13 protein-coding genes are annotated in these 15752 nt (G+C 66.4%); 5 read left to right on the forward strand and 8 right to left on the reverse strand.

Annotated elements, in window-relative coordinates:
* Window positions 1-23 precede the first annotated feature (23 nt).
* Entirely contained in the window at window positions 24-779 is a 756-nt protein-coding gene (locus OMP44_RS01380) for a FadR/GntR family transcriptional regulator (RefSeq protein WP_133862729.1), read from the reverse strand.
* A gap of 268 nt (window positions 780-1047) precedes the next feature.
* Between OMP44_RS01380 and OMP44_RS01385 the strand changes: the two genes are divergently transcribed.
* A complete protein-coding gene (locus OMP44_RS01385) occupies window positions 1048-2358 on the forward strand; it encodes an MFS transporter (protein WP_273861390.1) in 1311 nt (436 codons plus the stop codon).
* Here the strand turns inward: OMP44_RS01385 and OMP44_RS01390 are convergent.
* The 3 genes from OMP44_RS01390 to pabB form a co-directional block, all read right to left on the reverse strand.
* Window positions 2331-3611: an MFS transporter gene (locus OMP44_RS01390; RefSeq protein ID WP_263259485.1), complete on the reverse strand. Its 1281-nt coding sequence runs from the start codon at window positions 3609-3611 to the stop codon at window positions 2331-2333. The two genes, OMP44_RS01385 and OMP44_RS01390, sit on opposite strands and share 28 nt — an antisense overlap.
* A gap of 61 nt (window positions 3612-3672) precedes the next feature.
* Complete coding sequence (locus OMP44_RS01395) at window positions 3673-4293, reverse strand: phosphoadenosine phosphosulfate reductase domain-containing protein (RefSeq protein WP_263259486.1); 621 nt, start codon at window positions 4291-4293, stop codon at window positions 3673-3675.
* Window positions 4294-4341: 48 nt separating this feature from the next.
* A complete protein-coding gene (gene pabB, locus OMP44_RS01400) occupies window positions 4342-5685 on the reverse strand; it encodes an aminodeoxychorismate synthase component I (RefSeq protein ID WP_273861393.1) in 1344 nt (447 codons plus the stop codon).
* A gap of 153 nt (window positions 5686-5838) precedes the next feature.
* Here pabB and OMP44_RS01405 point away from each other — a divergent pair, with 153 nt between their 5' ends.
* The 4 genes from OMP44_RS01405 (at window position 5839) to prpD (ending at window position 10358) form a co-directional block, all read left to right on the forward strand.
* On the forward strand, window positions 5839-6540 hold the full coding sequence (locus OMP44_RS01405; protein ID WP_280306074.1) for a GntR family transcriptional regulator: 702 nt from the start codon (window positions 5839-5841) through the stop codon (window positions 6538-6540).
* 4 nt (window positions 6541-6544) lie between these two features.
* The gene (gene prpB, locus OMP44_RS01410) at window positions 6545-7432 is read left to right on the forward strand and encodes a methylisocitrate lyase (RefSeq protein WP_273861395.1); all 888 of its coding nucleotides are present in this window, start codon (window positions 6545-6547) and stop codon (window positions 7430-7432) included.
* 207 nt (window positions 7433-7639) lie between these two features.
* The gene (gene prpC / locus OMP44_RS01415; protein ID WP_280306077.1) at window positions 7640-8767 is read left to right on the forward strand and encodes a bifunctional 2-methylcitrate synthase/citrate synthase; all 1128 of its coding nucleotides are present in this window, start codon (window positions 7640-7642) and stop codon (window positions 8765-8767) included.
* A 106-nt stretch (window positions 8768-8873) separates the two neighbouring features.
* Entirely contained in the window at window positions 8874-10358 is a 1485-nt protein-coding gene (prpD, locus tag OMP44_RS01420; RefSeq protein ID WP_280306079.1) for a 2-methylcitrate dehydratase, read from the forward strand.
* Between the two features lie 115 nt (window positions 10359-10473).
* On the opposite strand, the gene OMP44_RS01425 is transcribed toward prpD, so the two are convergent.
* The 4 genes from OMP44_RS01425 to OMP44_RS01440 form a co-directional block, all read right to left on the reverse strand.
* Window positions 10474-10803 carry a hypothetical protein gene (locus OMP44_RS01425; RefSeq protein ID WP_187979988.1) on the reverse strand — a complete coding sequence of 110 codons (330 nt, stop codon included), beginning with the start codon at window positions 10801-10803 and terminating at the stop codon, window positions 10474-10476.
* A 26-nt stretch (window positions 10804-10829) separates the two neighbouring features.
* Window positions 10830-12425: an isocitrate lyase gene (locus OMP44_RS01430; RefSeq protein WP_280306081.1), complete on the reverse strand. Its 1596-nt coding sequence runs from the start codon at window positions 12423-12425 to the stop codon at window positions 10830-10832.
* Window positions 12426-13020: 595 nt separating this feature from the next.
* Window positions 13021-15054, reverse strand: coding sequence for a methyl-accepting chemotaxis protein (locus OMP44_RS01435; RefSeq protein ID WP_133862740.1), 2034 nt, complete (start codon window positions 15052-15054; stop codon window positions 13021-13023).
* 204 nt (window positions 15055-15258) lie between these two features.
* Window positions 15259-15714 (reverse strand): GFA family protein, encoded by a 456-nt coding sequence (locus tag OMP44_RS01440; RefSeq protein WP_280306084.1) that lies wholly within the window; start codon window positions 15712-15714, stop codon window positions 15259-15261.
* Window positions 15715-15752 lie beyond the last annotated feature (38 nt).

Genomic DNA, 15752 nt, shown 5'->3' on the forward strand with positions numbered 1-15752 from the left:
ATACCGCGAGTGGGTTCTTGCCCTCAATGATCATACGAAATTTCACCTTCAGACAAGGGCTGCGGCCGGAAGGCTTCGGCGACCATGTCATCGACACCGGCCAACTGGGCGATGGCGGCGTGGCGGGCGGTCAGCGGATCACGGTGCTGGATCGCGGTGAGGATCGCCTTGTGCCGGGAGACCAGCAGGTTGAGGCTGTCTCCGGCGGCGAACAGCGCCGAGGAGCGTTCCAGATAGTCCCGCACCGGCAGCAGCATGATGCTGTAGAGGTGAGTCAGCAATTCGTTGTGGGTGGCCGTGGCGATGGACAGATGGAAGGCCATGTCCGGCTCGGCCATGTTGGCGATGTCCGCCGCCTGCTCCATCCGCTGGTAGGCGTCCTCGATGGCCTTGACGTCTTCGGGCTGGGCGTTGGCAGCCGCCATGGCAGCGACCTCCGGCTCGATGATGTTGCGCACCTTGACCAGGGTCTCGTAGAAGCTGTGCCGCGAATCGCTCTCCAGCAGCCAATGGAGCACGTCCGGATCGAGCAGATGCCACTCGTTGCGTGGTTTGACTACGGTTCCGACCTTGGGCTTGGACCTGACCAGACCCTTGGCCACGAGCACCCGGGTGGCCTCACGCAGGACGGGGCGGCTCACTTCGTACTCTTCGCACAGCTGCGCCTCGGGGGGCAGGCGCTGTTCTGGCAGGAAGTGCCCGGACACGATCTGGGTGCCGAGCTCATGAACGATGCGAGCGTGTCTGCTTTTGCGCGGCAGCGGTGTCTTGTAATTCATCGAAAGGCATCCGAAGTCGTCGTGCCATCACTATAACACCATCAGCGCGATAACCGATGTTATCGCGGGCCAAGCGGCTCTGTAACGGGGATCAGCGGAAATCAAGAGGTAAGATCTCCCACTTCGTAACAATATTTTAGTATTATCAAAATAACCTTAAGAGCCGATTAATGGCCTGATCAGGGTATTTAACGATTCAATGATAGTACGTTAGAATTTTGAGCGATCTGCGCTTCAACCGCACAACAACAACAAGTCGGAGAACGCCATGCACCCTGAATCCGCCCTCATCCGTCGGATCACGCTCAAGCTGGTCCCCTTTCTCGTATTGCTCTATCTGGTCGCCTACATCGACCGCTCTGCCGTGGGCTTTGCCAAGCTGCACATGGGCGCCGACATCGGCATCGGCGATGCCGCCTATGGCCTCGGTGCCGGACTGTTCTTCATCGGTTATTTCCTCTGCGAGGTGCCCAGCAACCTGCTGCTGGAGCGCTTCGGTGCGCGCCGCTGGTTCGCCCGCATCCTGGTGACCTGGGGGGCGATCACCATGGGCATGGCCTTCGTCCAGGGACCGAACAGCTTCTATGTCATGCGCTTCCTGCTGGGTGCAGCCGAGGCCGGCTTCTTTCCCGGCGTGCTCTACTACCTCACCCAGTGGTTCCCGGTACGCCATCGCGGCAAGATTATGGGGCTGTTCATCCTCTCCCAGCCCATCGCCATGCTGGTGACGGGACCGCTGTCGGGCATGCTCCTGCAACTGGATGGCGCACTCGGTCTGCACGGCTGGCAGTGGCTGTTCCTCTGCATCGGCGCGCCGGCGGTGCTGCTGGCCTGGCCGACTCTGACCCGGTTGCCGGATGGTCCGCAACAGGTCGCCTGGCTGGACGTCGATGAAAAGCGCTGGCTGGCAACGGAGCTGGAAAAGGACCTGCACCTCTTCGACCAGACCCGCCATGGCAATCCCCTGCATGCGCTCAAGGATCGCCGCGTGCTGCTCTTGGCGCTCTATTATCTGCCGGTGACCCTGAGCATCTATGGCCTGGGGCTGTGGCTGCCGACGCTGATCCACCAGTTCGGCGGCAGCGATCTCACCACGGGCTTCATTTCCGCCATTCCCTACGCCTTCGGCATTCTCGGCCTGCTCATCGTGCCGCGCAGTTCCGATCGCCTGGGCGATCGCTATGGCCACCTGGCCGTGCTCTATGGGGTGGGTGCCCTGGCCATGGCCGGCAGCGCCTGGTTCGGCACTGCCGTGCTGCAACTGGCGGCGCTGTCGGTGGTGGCCTTCTGTCTGTTTTCCCTCACCGCGCTGTTCTGGACCCTGCCGGGGCGCTTCTTCGCCGGGGCCAGCGCCGCCGCCGGTATCGCCCTGATCAACTCGGTGGGCAATCTCGGCGGTTATCTCGGCCCCTATGGTATCGGCGCGCTCAAGGCGGCCACCGGCACCCTGGCCTCGGGGCTCTATCTGCTGGCCGCGGTGCTGCTGTTTGGCCTCTTGCTCACCGGCCTCGTCTACGCCCGCCTGGAGCGCAAGAATCGGCGGGAAGAGGGTTATGCCGCGGAGCGTTCCGCCGGCTGACGCCCCGGACAGGTCTCGGCGGCGAACCAGGCGGCGCCGAGACACACCAGGTTGGCCACCAGCAGGTAGGCGGCCGGCGCCATACGGTCGCCGGTGGCGCCGATCAGCCAGGTCACCACGATCTGGGCGGTGCCGCCGAAGGCCGCCACCCCCAGCGCATAGACCAGCGAGAAGCCGGTCGCCCGCACCCGCTGCGGAAAGCTTTCCACCAGCAGCACGATCAGGGCGGCGCCACTCATGCCGTGCAGGCCGGAGAGCACCGCCAGGGTCAGCAGGAAGGTGCCCGGCCCGGGTGCCTGGGTGATGAGCTGCAGCGCCGGATAGAGCAGCACCAGCAACAGCAGTCGCGGCAGGATCAGTACGATGCGCCGGCCATAGCGATCGCTGAGCACCCCGCCCAGGATCGAGCAGACCGCCATGGCCGCGCCCATCACCAGGGTGGCGAGCATGGCGGTCCCGGTCGGCAGCTTCAGTTCCACCAGGGCGAAGGTGGTCATGTAGTTGAGGAAGTACTGGGTGATGGTGCTGCCGGAGAGGATCAGCAGCCCCAGCAGCAGTGGCCGCCGCTGGGTGGCCAGCACCTCGCCCAGCACCGCGCCGGCGCCCCGGCTTTCGCCGACGTGGGTATCCACCAGGCCCCGGCGGATATAGAGGCCGATGGGCAGGATCGCCAGGCCCAGCAGGAAGGGCAGGCGCCAGCCCCAGGCCAGCAGTTGCTCCGGCGTCAGCCAGAGGGTCAGGCCATAGCCGATCAGCCCGGCCGCTACCGCGGCCAGCCCCTGGGCCACGACCTGCCAGCAGGCGTAGGTGCCTCTCTTGTGCAGCGGCGCCGCCTCCAGGATGTAGGTGGTGGCCGGGCCGGCCTCGCCACCCCAGGCCAGGCCCTGCAACAGCCGCGTCAGCACCAGCAGGATGGGGGCGGCGATGCCGATCTGCTCGTAGCCCGGCAGCACGGCGATGCCACCGGTGCCCAGGGCCATCAGCACCATGGTCAGCAGCATCGCCGGCTTGCGCCCGACGCGGTCGGCCCAGGCGCCGATGAGAATGGCGCCCAGCGGCCGGACGACGAAGCCGACGCCAAAGGTGATGACGCTGGCCATCAGGCTGGCGAAGGCATTCTGCGAAGGAAAGAACACCTGGCCGATCAGCACGGCGAAGGTGGCGTAGACGCCGAAGTCGAAAAACTCCACGGCGTTGCCGAGCACCACGGCAAAGACGCCCTTGCGGGAGTGGATAGGGCGGGAAGCAGTCATGGGCGATGGTTCAGCAGGAGCAGAGCGCGCGCCCGGAACCGAGCGCGCGGGAGGTATCGACTCAGTGGGCGAGGTGCAGGCCGCACTCGCGGTTTTCGTCACCCTTGGTGGGGTCGAAGTAGTCGAATTCGTTGGGCAGGTCGTGGGCGGTGAGGTACTGGTAGAGGTCCTTGGAGGTCCAGTGCAGCAGCGGCGCGACCTTGATCAGGCCGTCCGGATTGACGCTGACCGGGTCCATCTGGGCGCGTACCGCGGTGTCGGTGGCGCGCAGGGCGGTGAACCAGACTTCAGGCGCCGTCTCGCGCAGGGCGCGGGCGAAGGGTTCCAGCTTGACCTCTTCGGTGAAGGCGGTGTGGCGCGGATCGTCCAGCCCCGGCACCGGGCCGTCGATGGCCTCGCGATGGGCGCGGGAGCGCCTGGGCAGGTAGGTCACCAGGTTGAGATCGAGCTTGCGCACGATCTCGTCGGCGCAGCGGTAGGTGGCGGGGGTGTTGTAGCCGCTATCCATCCAGACCACCGGGATATCCGGCTTGACCTGGCTGACCAGGTGCAGGATCACCGCCTCGAAGGGGCGGAAGTTGGTGGTGACGATGGCGCTCTTACCCAGGCCCAGGGCCCAGGCGACGAGCTTTTCGGGATCGCGGCCGAGGTCGGCGTTGATGCGGGCGAGATCGAGAGACATGGCGGGCTCCAGCCGGGGAAGGGATGCCGCCATGGTAGCAAAGCCGGATCAGCTGTGGGTCTCCAGCGTCTCCAGCAGCACCCGCACCTTGGCCAGGGATTCGGCGTATTCGTCGGCCCAGTGGGAATCCATGACGATGCCGCCGCCGCCCCAGCAGCTAAGCATGCCGTCTTCGGCCAGCAGGCTGCGGATCAGGATGGAGCTGTCGCTCTCGCCGCGCACGTCCAGATAGAGCAGCGAGCCGCAGTAGGGGCCGCGGCGGGTTTCCTCCAGCTCGTCGATGATCTGCATGGCGCGGATCTTCGGCGCGCCGGTGATGGAGCCACCGGGAAAGCTGCCGGCCAGGAGGTCGAGGGCGTCCAGGTCCGTGGCCAATTCGCCGGTGACGGCGCTGACCAGGTGATGGACGTTGGGATAGCTCTCCAGGGCGAACAACTCGGGCACCCGCACCGAGCCGATGCGGCAACTGCGCCCCAGGTCGTTGCGCAGCAGGTCGACGATCATCAGGTTCTCGGCGCGATCCTTGGGGCTGGCCAGCAGCGCGCGGGCTTCGCCGGCATCGGCGGCCGGGTCGGCGCGGCGCGGGCGAGTACCCTTGATCGGGCGGGTTTCCACCTGGCCACGGCTCACCCGCAGGAAACGCTCTGGCGAATGGCTGAGCAGGGCGCCGCGCTCCAGTGCCAGATAGCCGGAGAAGGGCGTCGGGCAGGCCGCGCGCAGGGCCTGGTAGGCGGTCCAGGGCGAACCCTGGAAGGGCGCGCGAAAGCGCTGGGCGAAGTTGACCTGATAGCAGTCGCCGGCGGCGATATAGGCCTGGATGGCCTCGATGCGCTGGCGATAGGTGGGCTGGTCGATCTCGGCGGCGAAGGGGGCGGTCAGCCGGAAGCCCTCGGCCCTGGGCGCCGCCCCGGTGTCGAACAGGGCGATCAGTCGCTGGCGTTCCCCGGCGTCCAGCGCCGGATGGCAGACCAGTTGGCTGGTGCGGGCCTGGTGATCACTGACCAGCGCCCAGGCATGGAGGCCCAGGTGCGCATCGGGTAGTGCCAGGTCGGCGCGGGCGCCCGCGGGCAGGCGCTCCAGGCGCCGGCCGAAGTCATAGCCGAGATAGCCCAGCAGGCCACCGGCGAAGGGCAGGTCCGCACCAGCCGGCAGGTCGGCGCGACCCAGGCTGGCCAGGGCCGCGCGCGTCCGCGTGAAGAAGGCCTGGCCCGTTTCACCGGCAGCGGGCTGCAGCACCTGCAGCGGCCAGGCCGCCATGAGGTCGTAGCGACCCCGCTCGGCAAGCGGCCGCCCTGAATCCAGCAGCACCGCGCCGGGTTCGCCCTGCAGCAGGGTGAAACGCACCGTGGGATCGGCGTGGTAGGGCAAGGGATGCAGGTGGCAGAGGGGCATGGCGAAATCGGCTGGGAGGGACGGCGCGCTAGTGTAGCGAACCGCCTCTGGCGGAGCGAGATACAGGCTGTCACAGCCGGATTGTCGACAAATATTGACTGATAAGGCGTTAAGGCGTAGTTATTCAGCCCATAAACACAAAAGGTGTCGACAATGATCGATAGCCCCCTCCCGGCCGAAGCGCCCGAGACCGACAGCGGGACCCTCTCCGAGCAGGTGTTCCGGCGGATCCGCGAGGCCATCGTCCGTGGCGACGTGGCGCCGGGTAGCAAGATTTCCGAGCCGGAGCTGGCCCGCACCTATGGCATCAGCCGCGGACCGCTGCGCGAAGCCATCCACCGGCTGGAAGGCCAGCGCCTGGTGGTGCGGGTGCCCCATGCCGGCGCCCGGGTCGCCGCCCTGAGCCTGGCCGAACTGGTCGAACTCTACGAAATCCGCGAATCCCTCGAAGGCATGGCCTGCCGCCTGGCGGCCGAACGCCTCACGCCCCAGGGCATCGACGAATTGCGCCAGTTGCTGGACACCCACGAGCGCGACCCGGCGTTCCAGGCCGGCACCGGCTACTACCTGCAGGAAGGCGACCACGACTTCCACTACCGCATCATCCAGGCCAGCGGCAACGGCATGCTGGTGCGGCTGCTCTGCGGCGAGCTCTATCATCTGGTGCGCATGTATCGGCTCAAGGTCTCCGCCACTCCCAATCGACCGCGCCAGGCCTTCGCCGAGCACCATCGCATCCTCGATGCCCTGGCCGAGGGCGATGGCGAACTGGCCGAGCTGCTGATGCGCCGCCACATCGCCGCCTCCAAGCACAATCTGCAGCACCATCCCCTAGTCCAAGATCAGTCGAGGTAACGCCATGCCTGCCGTCAGTCCCGGCCAGAAATTCCGCGCCGCCGTCGCCGCCGAACGCCCGCTGCAGGTGGTCGGCACCCTCAACGCCAATCATGCGCTGCTGGCCAGGCGCGCCGGCTTCCAGGCCGTCTACCTGTCCGGCGGCGGCGTCGCGGCCGGCTCCCTGGGGCTGCCGGACCTAGGCATCAGCGGCCTGGAAGACGTGCTGATCGACGTCCGCCGCATCACCGATGTCTGCGACCTGCCATTGCTGGTGGATGTCGACACCGGCTTCGGTGCCTCGGCCTTCAACGTGGCGCGCACCACCCGCGCCCTGATCAAGGCCGGCGCGGCGGCCATGCACATCGAGGATCAGGTGGGCGCCAAGCGTTGCGGCCATCGGCCGGGCAAGGAAATCGTCAGCCAGCAGGAGATGGTCGATCGCATCAAGGCGGCGGTGGATGCCCGCACCGATCCCGACTTCGTCATCATGGCGCGCACCGACGCCCTGGCGGTGGAGGGCCTGCAGGCCGCCATCGACCGCGCCTGCGCATGCGTCGAGGCCGGCGCCGACATGATCTTTCCCGAGGCCATCACCGAGCTGCCCATGTACCGCCAGTTCGCCCAGGCGGTAGAGGTGCCGATCCTGGCCAACATCACAGAGTTCGGTGCTACGCCGCTGTTCACCACCGAGCAACTGGCCGGCGCCGACGTGAGCCTGGTGCTCTATCCGCTGTCGGCCTTCCGCGCGGCCAATCGCGCCGCCGAGAACGTCTATACGGCGATCCGCCGCGACGGCAGCCAGCAGGCAGTGGTCGACACCATGCAGACCCGCGCCGAGCTCTATGACCGCATCGACTATCACAGGTATGAGGACCAGTTGGATCGCCTGTTCCAGCAGCAGAAATCCTAACGATCTGCTGCGCGTCGGCCAAACTGCGTTGGAAGTGGCCTGGGTCGCCAGCCCGGTCGGAATGCTCATTTACCACTCGTAAACTCGAGCGCGAGTCCGATCCGCTTCCTCAGCCACTTCCGCCTTGTTTGTCGCTAGCTCGCGAGATCGTAAAGAAAGCTTTGAACGCCCGCTTTTTCGCACAACAACTCCAAGAGGAGCGAGACGATGGCAGACAGCAAAACCCTCGGCGGCGCCGGCCTGCGTGGCCAGGTCGCCGGCCGCACCGCGCTTTGCACCGTCGGCAAGACCGGCGCCGGCCTCACCTACCGGGGCTATGACATCCGTGAACTGGCGGCAGGAGCCGACTTCGAGGAAGTCGCCCACCTGTTGCTCTATGGCGAATTGCCCACTCAGGCGCAACTGGACGCCTATCGCCAGCGCCTGGCGGCGTTGCGCGACCTGCCGCAGCCGCTCAAGGAAGGCCTGGAGCGCATTCCCGCCGGTGCCCACCCCATGGATGTGATGCGCACCGGCGCCTCCTTGCTCGGCACCCTGGAGCCGGAGCACAGCTTCGCCGACCAGCAGCAGGTGGCCGATCGCCTGCTCGGCGCCTTTCCGGCGATCCTGCTCTACTGGTATCACTTCAGTCAGCGCGGCACTCGTATCGACTGCAGCAGTGACGCCCCGGACATCGCCAGCCACTTCCTCACCCTGCTGCACGGCAAGGCACCCAGCGATCTGCATGCCCGGGTGATGAACGTCTCGCTGATCCTCTATGCCGAGCACGAATTCAACGCCTCCACCTTTACCGCCCGGGTCTGCGCCTCGACGCTGTCCGACCTCTATTCCTGCGTCACCGGCGCCATCGGCTCCCTGCGCGGCCCACTGCATGGCGGCGCCAACGAGGCAGCCATGGCGCTGATCGAGCGCTTCGCCTCGCCCGAGGAAGCGGTCACCGGCCTCAAGCAGATGCTCGAACGCAAGGAAAAGGTGATGGGCTTCGGCCACGCCATCTACCGCGACAGCGATCCGCGCAACGAGGTGATCAAGGACTACGCCCGGCAACTGGCGGCGGAGGTGGGCGACAGCGTGCTGTTCCCGGTCTCGGAGGCCATCGACCGCACCATGAAGGAAGAGAAGGGGCTGTTCCCCAACGCCGACTTCTACCATGCCTCGGCCTATCACTTCCTCGGTATCCCGACGCCGCTGTTCACGCCGATCTTCGTCTGCTCGCGCACGGCCGGCTGGTGCGCCCACGTCTTCGAGCAGCGCGCCGACAACCGCATCATCCGCCCCAGCGCGGACTACATCGGTGTCGAGCAGCGGGCCTTCACGCCCATCGCCAATCGCTGAATATCTCTGATCGCGGCCATGGGCCGCTCCTGCGGGAGCGCCTACGGCTGCCAATCCCCTGTACGAGCGGTCCATGGCCGCGATAGACGCGATATAAGGAAAATTCATGAGCGCCAACGTCGATCTCAACAACCGACCCGATTACGACCAGGTCATCCAGGACCTGGCCGATTACGTGCTGACCTACCAGGTCACCTCCCGCGAGGCCCTGGACACCGCCCGCAACTGCCTGATGGACACCCTCGGCTGCGGCCTGCTGTCCCTGCGCTTCCCCGAGTGCACCAAGCTGCTCGGCCCGCAGGTGGAGGGCACCGTGGTGCCCCAGGGCGCGCGGGTGCCGGGCACCAGCTATCGCCTGGACCCGGTCAAGGCGGCCTGGGACATCGGCTGCATCATTCGCTGGCTGGACTACAACGACACCTGGCTGGCCGCCGAATGGGGCCATCCTTCCGACAACCTCGGTGCCATCCTGGCGGTGGCCGACCACCTCTCCCAGCGCCGCGTGGCCCAGGGCGAAGCGCCCCTGACCATGCGCCAGGTGCTGGAAGCCATGGTCATGGCCCACGAGATCCAGGGCGTCTTCGCCTTGGAAAACTCCTTCAACCGTGTCGGTCTCGACCACGTCTTCCTGGTCAAGCTGGCTTCCACCGCGGTCAGCGCCAAGCTGATGGGCGCCAACCGCGAGCAACTGCTGGCGGCGCTGTCCCACGCCTTCGTCGATGGCCAGGCGCTGCGCACCTATCGCCATGCGCCCAATGCCGGCAGCCGCAAGTCCTGGGCCGCCGGTGACGCCTCCAGCCGCGGCGTGCGCCTGGCCGACATCGCCCTGCGCGGCGAGATGGGCATTCCCGGCGTGCTCAGCGCACCCCAGTGGGGCTTCTACGACGTGCTCTTCAGCCACACCAACAAGGACCTGGCCACCAAGCCGGCCGACCAGCGCCAGTTCAGCTTTCCCCAGGCCTTTGGCAGCTACGTGATGGAACACGTGCTGTTCAAGATCAGCTTCCCGGCGGAATTCCATGCCCAGACCGCCGCCGAAGCCGCAGTGATCCTGCATCCCCAGGTGCGCGATCGCGTCGATCAGATCGAGAAGATCGTGGTGACCACCCACGAATCGGCCATCCGTATCATCTCCAAGCAGGGCCCCATGGCCAATGCCGCCGACCGCGACCACTGCCTGCAGTACATGATCGCCATACCGCTGCTGTTCGGCGACCTGGTCGCCGAGCATTACGAGGATGCCTTCCATCAGGCCCATCCGCGCATCGACCAGCTGCGCGAGAAGATGGAGATCGTCGAGGACGAGCGCTACAGCCGCGAGTACCTGGAAGCCGACAAGCGTTCCATCGCCAACGCCCTGCAGGTGTTCTTCACCGACGGCAGCAGCACCGAGAAGATCGCCGTGGAATATCCCATCGGTCATCGCCGTCGCCGCGAGGAGGGCATTCCGCTGCTGGAGCGCAAATTCCAGAGCAACCTGGCGACGCGCTTCCCGGCCGCTCGCTGCGCCCAGATCTTCGAGCTGTGCAAGGACCAGGCGGGACTGGAAGCCACTCCGGTGCATCGCTTCGTCGATCTGTTCGTTCTATGAAGAGAAGAGGTGACTCGCATGGCCCTGCAGGGCCATGCAGGACCAGGCGAGTCACCTCATAGGTGGGGCAGGGCGCGCCGGGTGGTCAATCACCCGGCGCGCCCTTTTTCCATGGCTAGCAGTAGCGATCCACATAGGCCGGCTGTTGCTGCCGACCGGCCAGGCGCCAGTGCTCCTGCAGGGCGGCGTGGACGCTCCTGATGAAGTTGTCGTCCGCCGCGGCCGACTTGCCGACGTAGCCGCCGCCCTTGTTGTAGGTCTTGAAGCGGATGCGCAGGCTGGGATGGCGCTCCTCGAACTGCTCGGGCGTCTCGCCGCCGGGCAGGCGGTCGACGTGCACCGCGCCGCTCTCGCAGACCCAGAGGATGTGGGTGTGGTTCTTGTCCTTGAGCCGGCCGAACAGTTGCTTGAGATCGTCCAGGCTGGGGTTGTCGTTCAGGTTCATGAGCGTGTCCTCCGCAGTGGCCGTGATCAATGGAACTGGTTCATGGTGTTGTCCTTGCCCGCCGCCTTGAGCGCGGCCTCCCCGGCAAAGTATTCCTTGTGGTCGTCGCCCATGTCCGAGCCGGCCATGTTCTGGTGCTTGACGCAGGCGATGCCCTGGCGGATCTCCTGGCGCTGCACGCCCTTGACGTAGGCCAGCATGCCTTCCTCGGCGAAGTAGCCCTTGGCCAGGTTGTCGGTGGACAGGGCCGCGGTGTGGTAGGTGGGCAGGGTGATCAGGTGGTGGAAGATGCCCGCTTCCCGCGCCGCATCGCGCTGGAAGCTCTGGATCCGCGCATCGGCTAGACGCCCCAGTTCGGTGTCGTCGTAGTCCACGCTCATCAGCTTGGCGCGGTCGTAGGCGGACACGTCCTTGCCTTCGGCCTGCAGGGCGTCGAATACCTGCTGACGGAAACTCAGGGTCCAGTTGAAGGAGGGGCTGTTGTTGTAGACCAGCTTGGCGTTGGGCACGACTTCGCGGATGCGGTCGACCATGGCCTTGATCTGGCCGACGTGGGGCTTCTCGGTCTCGATCCACAGCAGGTCGGCGCCGTTCTGCAGCGAGGTGATGCAGTCCAGCACCACCCGGTCCACGCCGCTGCCGGCACGGAACTGGAACAGGCCGCTGGCCAGACGCTTGGGCCGCAGCAGCTTGCCGTCGCGGCTGATCAGCACCTCGCCGTTGCTCAGCTGGCTGGCATCCACCTCATCGCAGTCGAGGAAGCCGTTGTACTGGTCGCCCAGGTCGCCCGGCTGCTTGCTCACGGCGATCTGCTTGGTCAGGCCGGCGCCCAGGGAATCGGTACGGGCGACGATGACGCCCTCGTCCACGCCCAGCTCCAGAAAGGCGTAGCGCACCGCGTTGATCTTGGCCAGGAAGTCCTCGTGGGGCACCGTGACCTTGCCGTCCTGGTGGCCGCACTGCTTCTCGTCGGAGACCTGGTTTTCCAGCTGGATGCAGCAGGCGCCGGCTTCGATCATCTTCTTGGCCAGCAGGTAGGTGGCCTCGGCGTTGCCAAAGCCGGCGTCGATGTCGGCGATGATCGGCACCACGTGGGTCTCGTAGTTGTCGATCTTCGCCTGGATGGCGGCGGCCTTGGCGTTCTCGTCGGCGGCGCGGGCGGCGTCCAGGTCGCGGAACAGCATGGCCAGCTCGCGGGCGTCGGCCTGGCGCAGGAAGGTGTAGAGCTCTTCGATCAGCGCCGGCACGCTGGTCTTCTCGTGCATGGACTGATCGGGCAGCGGGCCGAATTCCGAACGCAGCGCGGCGATCATCCAGCCCGACAGGTAGAGGTAGCGACCTTTCGTGCTGCCCAGGTGCTTCTTGATGGCGATCAGCTTCTGCTGCCCGATGAAACCGTGCCAGCAGCCCAGCGACTGGGTGTAGGCGCTGCTGTCGGCGTCGTAGGCGGCCATGTCCCGGCGCATGATGGCCGCGCAGTGGCGGGCGATGTCGAGACCGGTCTTGAAGCGATTCTGCAGGCGCATCCGGGCGGCGTATTCCGGATTGATGGCGCTCCAGTGATTGCCGGTGCTGTTCTTGAGGGCGGCGATGGCCTGAACGTCGTTCTCGTAAGCGGACATGAGTCGATCCTTCTCGATGAGGTTGGCTTGGGTACCAGTCTTTTCCCAACGTCCGGCAGCGGGATGGCGGTTGCCATCCGGATGCCGGTCGCGAAGGCGAAAGGTCAGCCCAGCTGTCGAGTCATGTCGCCGTACGTACCTGCATGGATCCGGACGTCACCTCTGGCGACGCTGCCTCGAGCAGCGCGGCATTTCAGTCGTCTTCTTTTGTAGTGCCTCTTGAGCATCACTACGCAAGACGGCCCGAGGGTCACCCGGAGCCCAGGCGCGACCCGCATGGATAGGGGGTTCGCGTCCGGTGCAGCTAGAGATTTGCAGGAGATCAGGCCGTCGTCAATCGGGTTTTGTAGTGCTTTCGTATAGTAACTACAAAAGTCGTAGACGCGGCCGTGAGTGGGTTTGGGGCGTCTATTGCTGACTCATGGGTCGCTGGCAGGGGCAAAATGGGGGTGCAAGCCACGGCGCTGGCCGTGACCCTGCGGTCACTCGGAAGGTGATCCGACGCCCACCGGTATCTGCCCCTGGTGAGGGGCAGCTACGGGGGCGGCGGGTGCGACTTGCCGGTCAGTGCCGACGAACGGTAAGTCCTTGCGGCCTAGGACGACGTGGCGGCGGTAAGGCCGGTGAGGGTATCGGCGATGTCCTTGGTGCGATGGGAGGTCTGGGCGGTGAGCCGACCGGATTCGCGCAGGACGGCGAGGAGCTCCTGCAGCGAGCCCACGTCCTCGGCCTGGCCGGCGATATGGGCACCGACCTCGCTGATGGCGCGGGACAGCTGGTCGATGTCGGCGCCGATCTCGGCGGCGTTCTTGTGAGTGATGGCCGCCAGGTTGCGCACCTCGTCGGCCACCACTGCGAAGCCGCGACCGCTCTCGCCAGCGCGCGCCGCCTCGATGGCCGCGTTGAGCGCCAGCAGGTTGGTCTGGCCGGCGATCTGCTGGATCACCTGGACGATGGACTGGATGCGCAGACTCGACTGGCTCAGTTCGTTGGCGCTGCGCACCACGTCCTCGGCCTGTTCGGTGAGGTGCTGCACGGTGCTGTCGGCCTGGCGGGTGACCTCGCCCTGCTGCAGGATGTTGCCCGCCAGATCGTCCATGCTGCTGTGCAATTCGCCCGAGTAGTGCCGCAGCTGTTCGCCGATCTCCTGGCGACTCTGGTGGGCCTGGCGCAGGACCTGACCCAGATCGGCGAGTCCGCCGAACACCGCCTGGATGGAGTCGTCGAGGCCCTGAGCATCCACCACGCCGGTGAAGTTCTGCCGCTTAAATTCGTTGATCTGATTGACCACCACCTGGCTCAGGCCGGCCAGCTTCTTGATCTGTCGACGCAGGAAGAAGGCCTTGAACTCGCCATAGTGGGCGGCGAAGTTGTCGACGTAGTCGTCGCGGAAGGGCGCGCCTTCGGGGGTGCGGAAAAAGAACACCGCGGTGAGCGTCTGGTTGAGATTCAGGCCAAGGATCTCGCCAAAGGTGGAGAAGCCCACCACCGGCGTCTGGCCGAACACCTCGCCCATGCGCGGCAGCTCGGCGCCGTTGTTGGCGCGGCGCAGGATGCAGTCGTTGAGCACGCCCACCAGCGGGGTGCCGCTCTTGCCCTGCAGGAAGCGCGCGAAGTCCTGGCGGGTGGTGTCCACCAGCGAGGTGCGCTTAACCATCACCAGCTCTTCGCCGGGCGCCACGTCGCAGAACAGATGGATGCGCTCGCGCGCGTAGTCGATGCGGGCGATGGAGCGGACGAACAGCTCCTCGCCCACGCGGATGGCGAAGGAATAATCCGCCAGGCGCTGCTCCAGCTGTTCGGCGCGGCAGCTCAGGGCCTCGCAGAGGGCCGCCACCATGCTCTTGATCTGGCCGCGGCTGTCGACCACCTGGCTGATGTAGCGCTCTTCCAGGGAGGCGGTGAGGACACTGAGGCTGAGCGGCGTGGCGCTGAAATTCTGGCTCTTGAACACCCCGAAGCGGGTGTTCCTGGCCATCTTCAGAAAGACCAGCTGGGCATGGTTTTCATAGGCCTGGCGGCCATCGTGCAGCAGCGTCTGACGGAAGTCGCCCTTGCCGCCGGCGGAGCCGCCGACGAACAGGCAGGGGAAGCGGCCGGACTCGTACAGTGCCTCCATGAAGAAGGATTCCGAGGCGGACAGGCCGTCGAACAGCACGAAGGCCAGGGTATCGCGGTGATCGATGGGCGTGCGCACCTGCAGGCGCTTGAGCGACTCGGTCAGGCGGGCAAGGCGTTCCTTCATGCTGCGCCGCGGTCCGCCGCGGCGGATGTCTTCGCTGTCCAGCGGGACGTGCACCACCTCGGCCGAGGCGATGACCGAGGCGTCGAAGAATTGCAGCACCAGCCGGTCCCAGGCGCCGTCGGCGGCGCAATACAGGCGCTGCTCGCTGCCACAGAGTTCGCCGGAGGTGGTGCACAGGCTGATGGACGCCGCGGGGAAGCGTCCGGCCAGTTGCCGGGCGATGGCGTCCAGGTCCAGGTGCGGCGAGACGAAGCCGGCGATGTAGGTGGGCTTGAGGGCGACGCCGCCGAGGCGGTCGCCTAATTCGCGAGCGGAGCAGGTCAGGCTGAACACGCCGCTACCGCCCTGGCGGGCACGCGCGCCGAAGCGTTGCAGAAACCCCATGATTGTTCCTCTTGTCTGGCAGGCTGGGAAAGGGAGCTCACCCAGGCATCGGCGCGTTTGGCGGCGGCTTGATAGGGGTGTGCGCCCAGGCCGCAGGCACGCGGGCAAGATGGCTCAGGGGTGGGAAAGGGAAGGGGGCTCTGGCACGAGCCATGGCGCGCTAAGCGCCTTGCCCGGAGGCGCCCGGGGTCAGCCGACCAGCGGTCATGGCTGGCGCCCGGGGGCGAACCCGGGCCGCGAGTCCCGGTTGTCGTGCTCGGCCAAGGCTTCGGTCCCGGTCAGCTGGCGGCGCGAGTGCGTGAAGCAGTACCAGGCCGGCTGTTCCTCGATGAAGATTTCGCTGTCCAGCAACCAGTCCGCGCCTTCGAGCAGGCCGACCGGGATGGCGTAGTGCGGTTCGGCCTTGAGGCGGTAGAACAGGTGGGTGCCGCAGTGGCGACAGAAGCCGCGCTCGGCCCAGGCGGACGAGGCATGGACGGTCAGGGCGTCGCCGCCACCGATCACCGGCGGCTGGGCGCATTCCACCGCCAGCAGCGGGCCGCCGCCCCAGCGGCGACAGGTCCGGCAATGGCAGGCCGAAACGGCGAGGGTGTCGAGGCGACAATCCAGCTGAACAGCACCGCACAGGCACTGGCCGTGACGTTCGAGGGGCAGGGGCATGGCGCTATCCTCGGGAGGCAGGAAGTCTGCAGGATAGT

Source organism: Pseudomonas flavocrustae (assembly GCF_029872515.1).
Classification (GTDB): domain Bacteria; phylum Pseudomonadota; class Gammaproteobacteria; order Pseudomonadales; family Pseudomonadaceae; genus Chryseomonas; species Chryseomonas aestiva.

Excerpts from the sequence above, each read along its gene's own strand:
- OMP44_RS01380 (WP_133862729.1), bottom strand. The coding sequence starts at position 779 with ATGAATTACAAGACACCGCTGCCGCGCAAAAGCAGACACGCTCGCATC.
- OMP44_RS01385 (WP_273861390.1), top strand. The coding sequence starts at position 1,048 with ATGCACCCTGAATCCGCCCTCATCCGTCGGATCACGCTCAAGCTGGTC.
- OMP44_RS01390 (WP_263259485.1), bottom strand. The coding sequence starts at position 3,611 with ATGACTGCTTCCCGCCCTATCCACTCCCGCAAGGGCGTCTTTGCCGTG.
- OMP44_RS01395 (WP_263259486.1), bottom strand. The coding sequence starts at position 4,293 with ATGTCTCTCGATCTCGCCCGCATCAACGCCGACCTCGGCCGCGATCCC.
- pabB (WP_273861393.1), bottom strand. The coding sequence starts at position 5,685 with ATGCCCCTCTGCCACCTGCATCCCTTGCCCTACCACGCCGATCCCACG.
- OMP44_RS01405 (WP_280306074.1), top strand. The coding sequence starts at position 5,839 with ATGATCGATAGCCCCCTCCCGGCCGAAGCGCCCGAGACCGACAGCGGG.
- prpB (WP_273861395.1), top strand. The coding sequence starts at position 6,545 with ATGCCTGCCGTCAGTCCCGGCCAGAAATTCCGCGCCGCCGTCGCCGCC.
- prpC (WP_280306077.1), top strand. The coding sequence starts at position 7,640 with ATGGCAGACAGCAAAACCCTCGGCGGCGCCGGCCTGCGTGGCCAGGTC.
- prpD (WP_280306079.1), top strand. The coding sequence starts at position 8,874 with ATGAGCGCCAACGTCGATCTCAACAACCGACCCGATTACGACCAGGTC.
- OMP44_RS01425 (WP_187979988.1), bottom strand. The coding sequence starts at position 10,803 with ATGAACCTGAACGACAACCCCAGCCTGGACGATCTCAAGCAACTGTTC.
- OMP44_RS01430 (WP_280306081.1), bottom strand. The coding sequence starts at position 12,425 with ATGTCCGCTTACGAGAACGACGTTCAGGCCATCGCCGCCCTCAAGAAC.
- OMP44_RS01435 (WP_133862740.1), bottom strand. The coding sequence starts at position 15,054 with ATGGGGTTTCTGCAACGCTTCGGCGCGCGTGCCCGCCAGGGCGGTAGC.
- OMP44_RS01440 (WP_280306084.1), bottom strand. The coding sequence starts at position 15,714 with ATGCCCCTGCCCCTCGAACGTCACGGCCAGTGCCTGTGCGGTGCTGTT.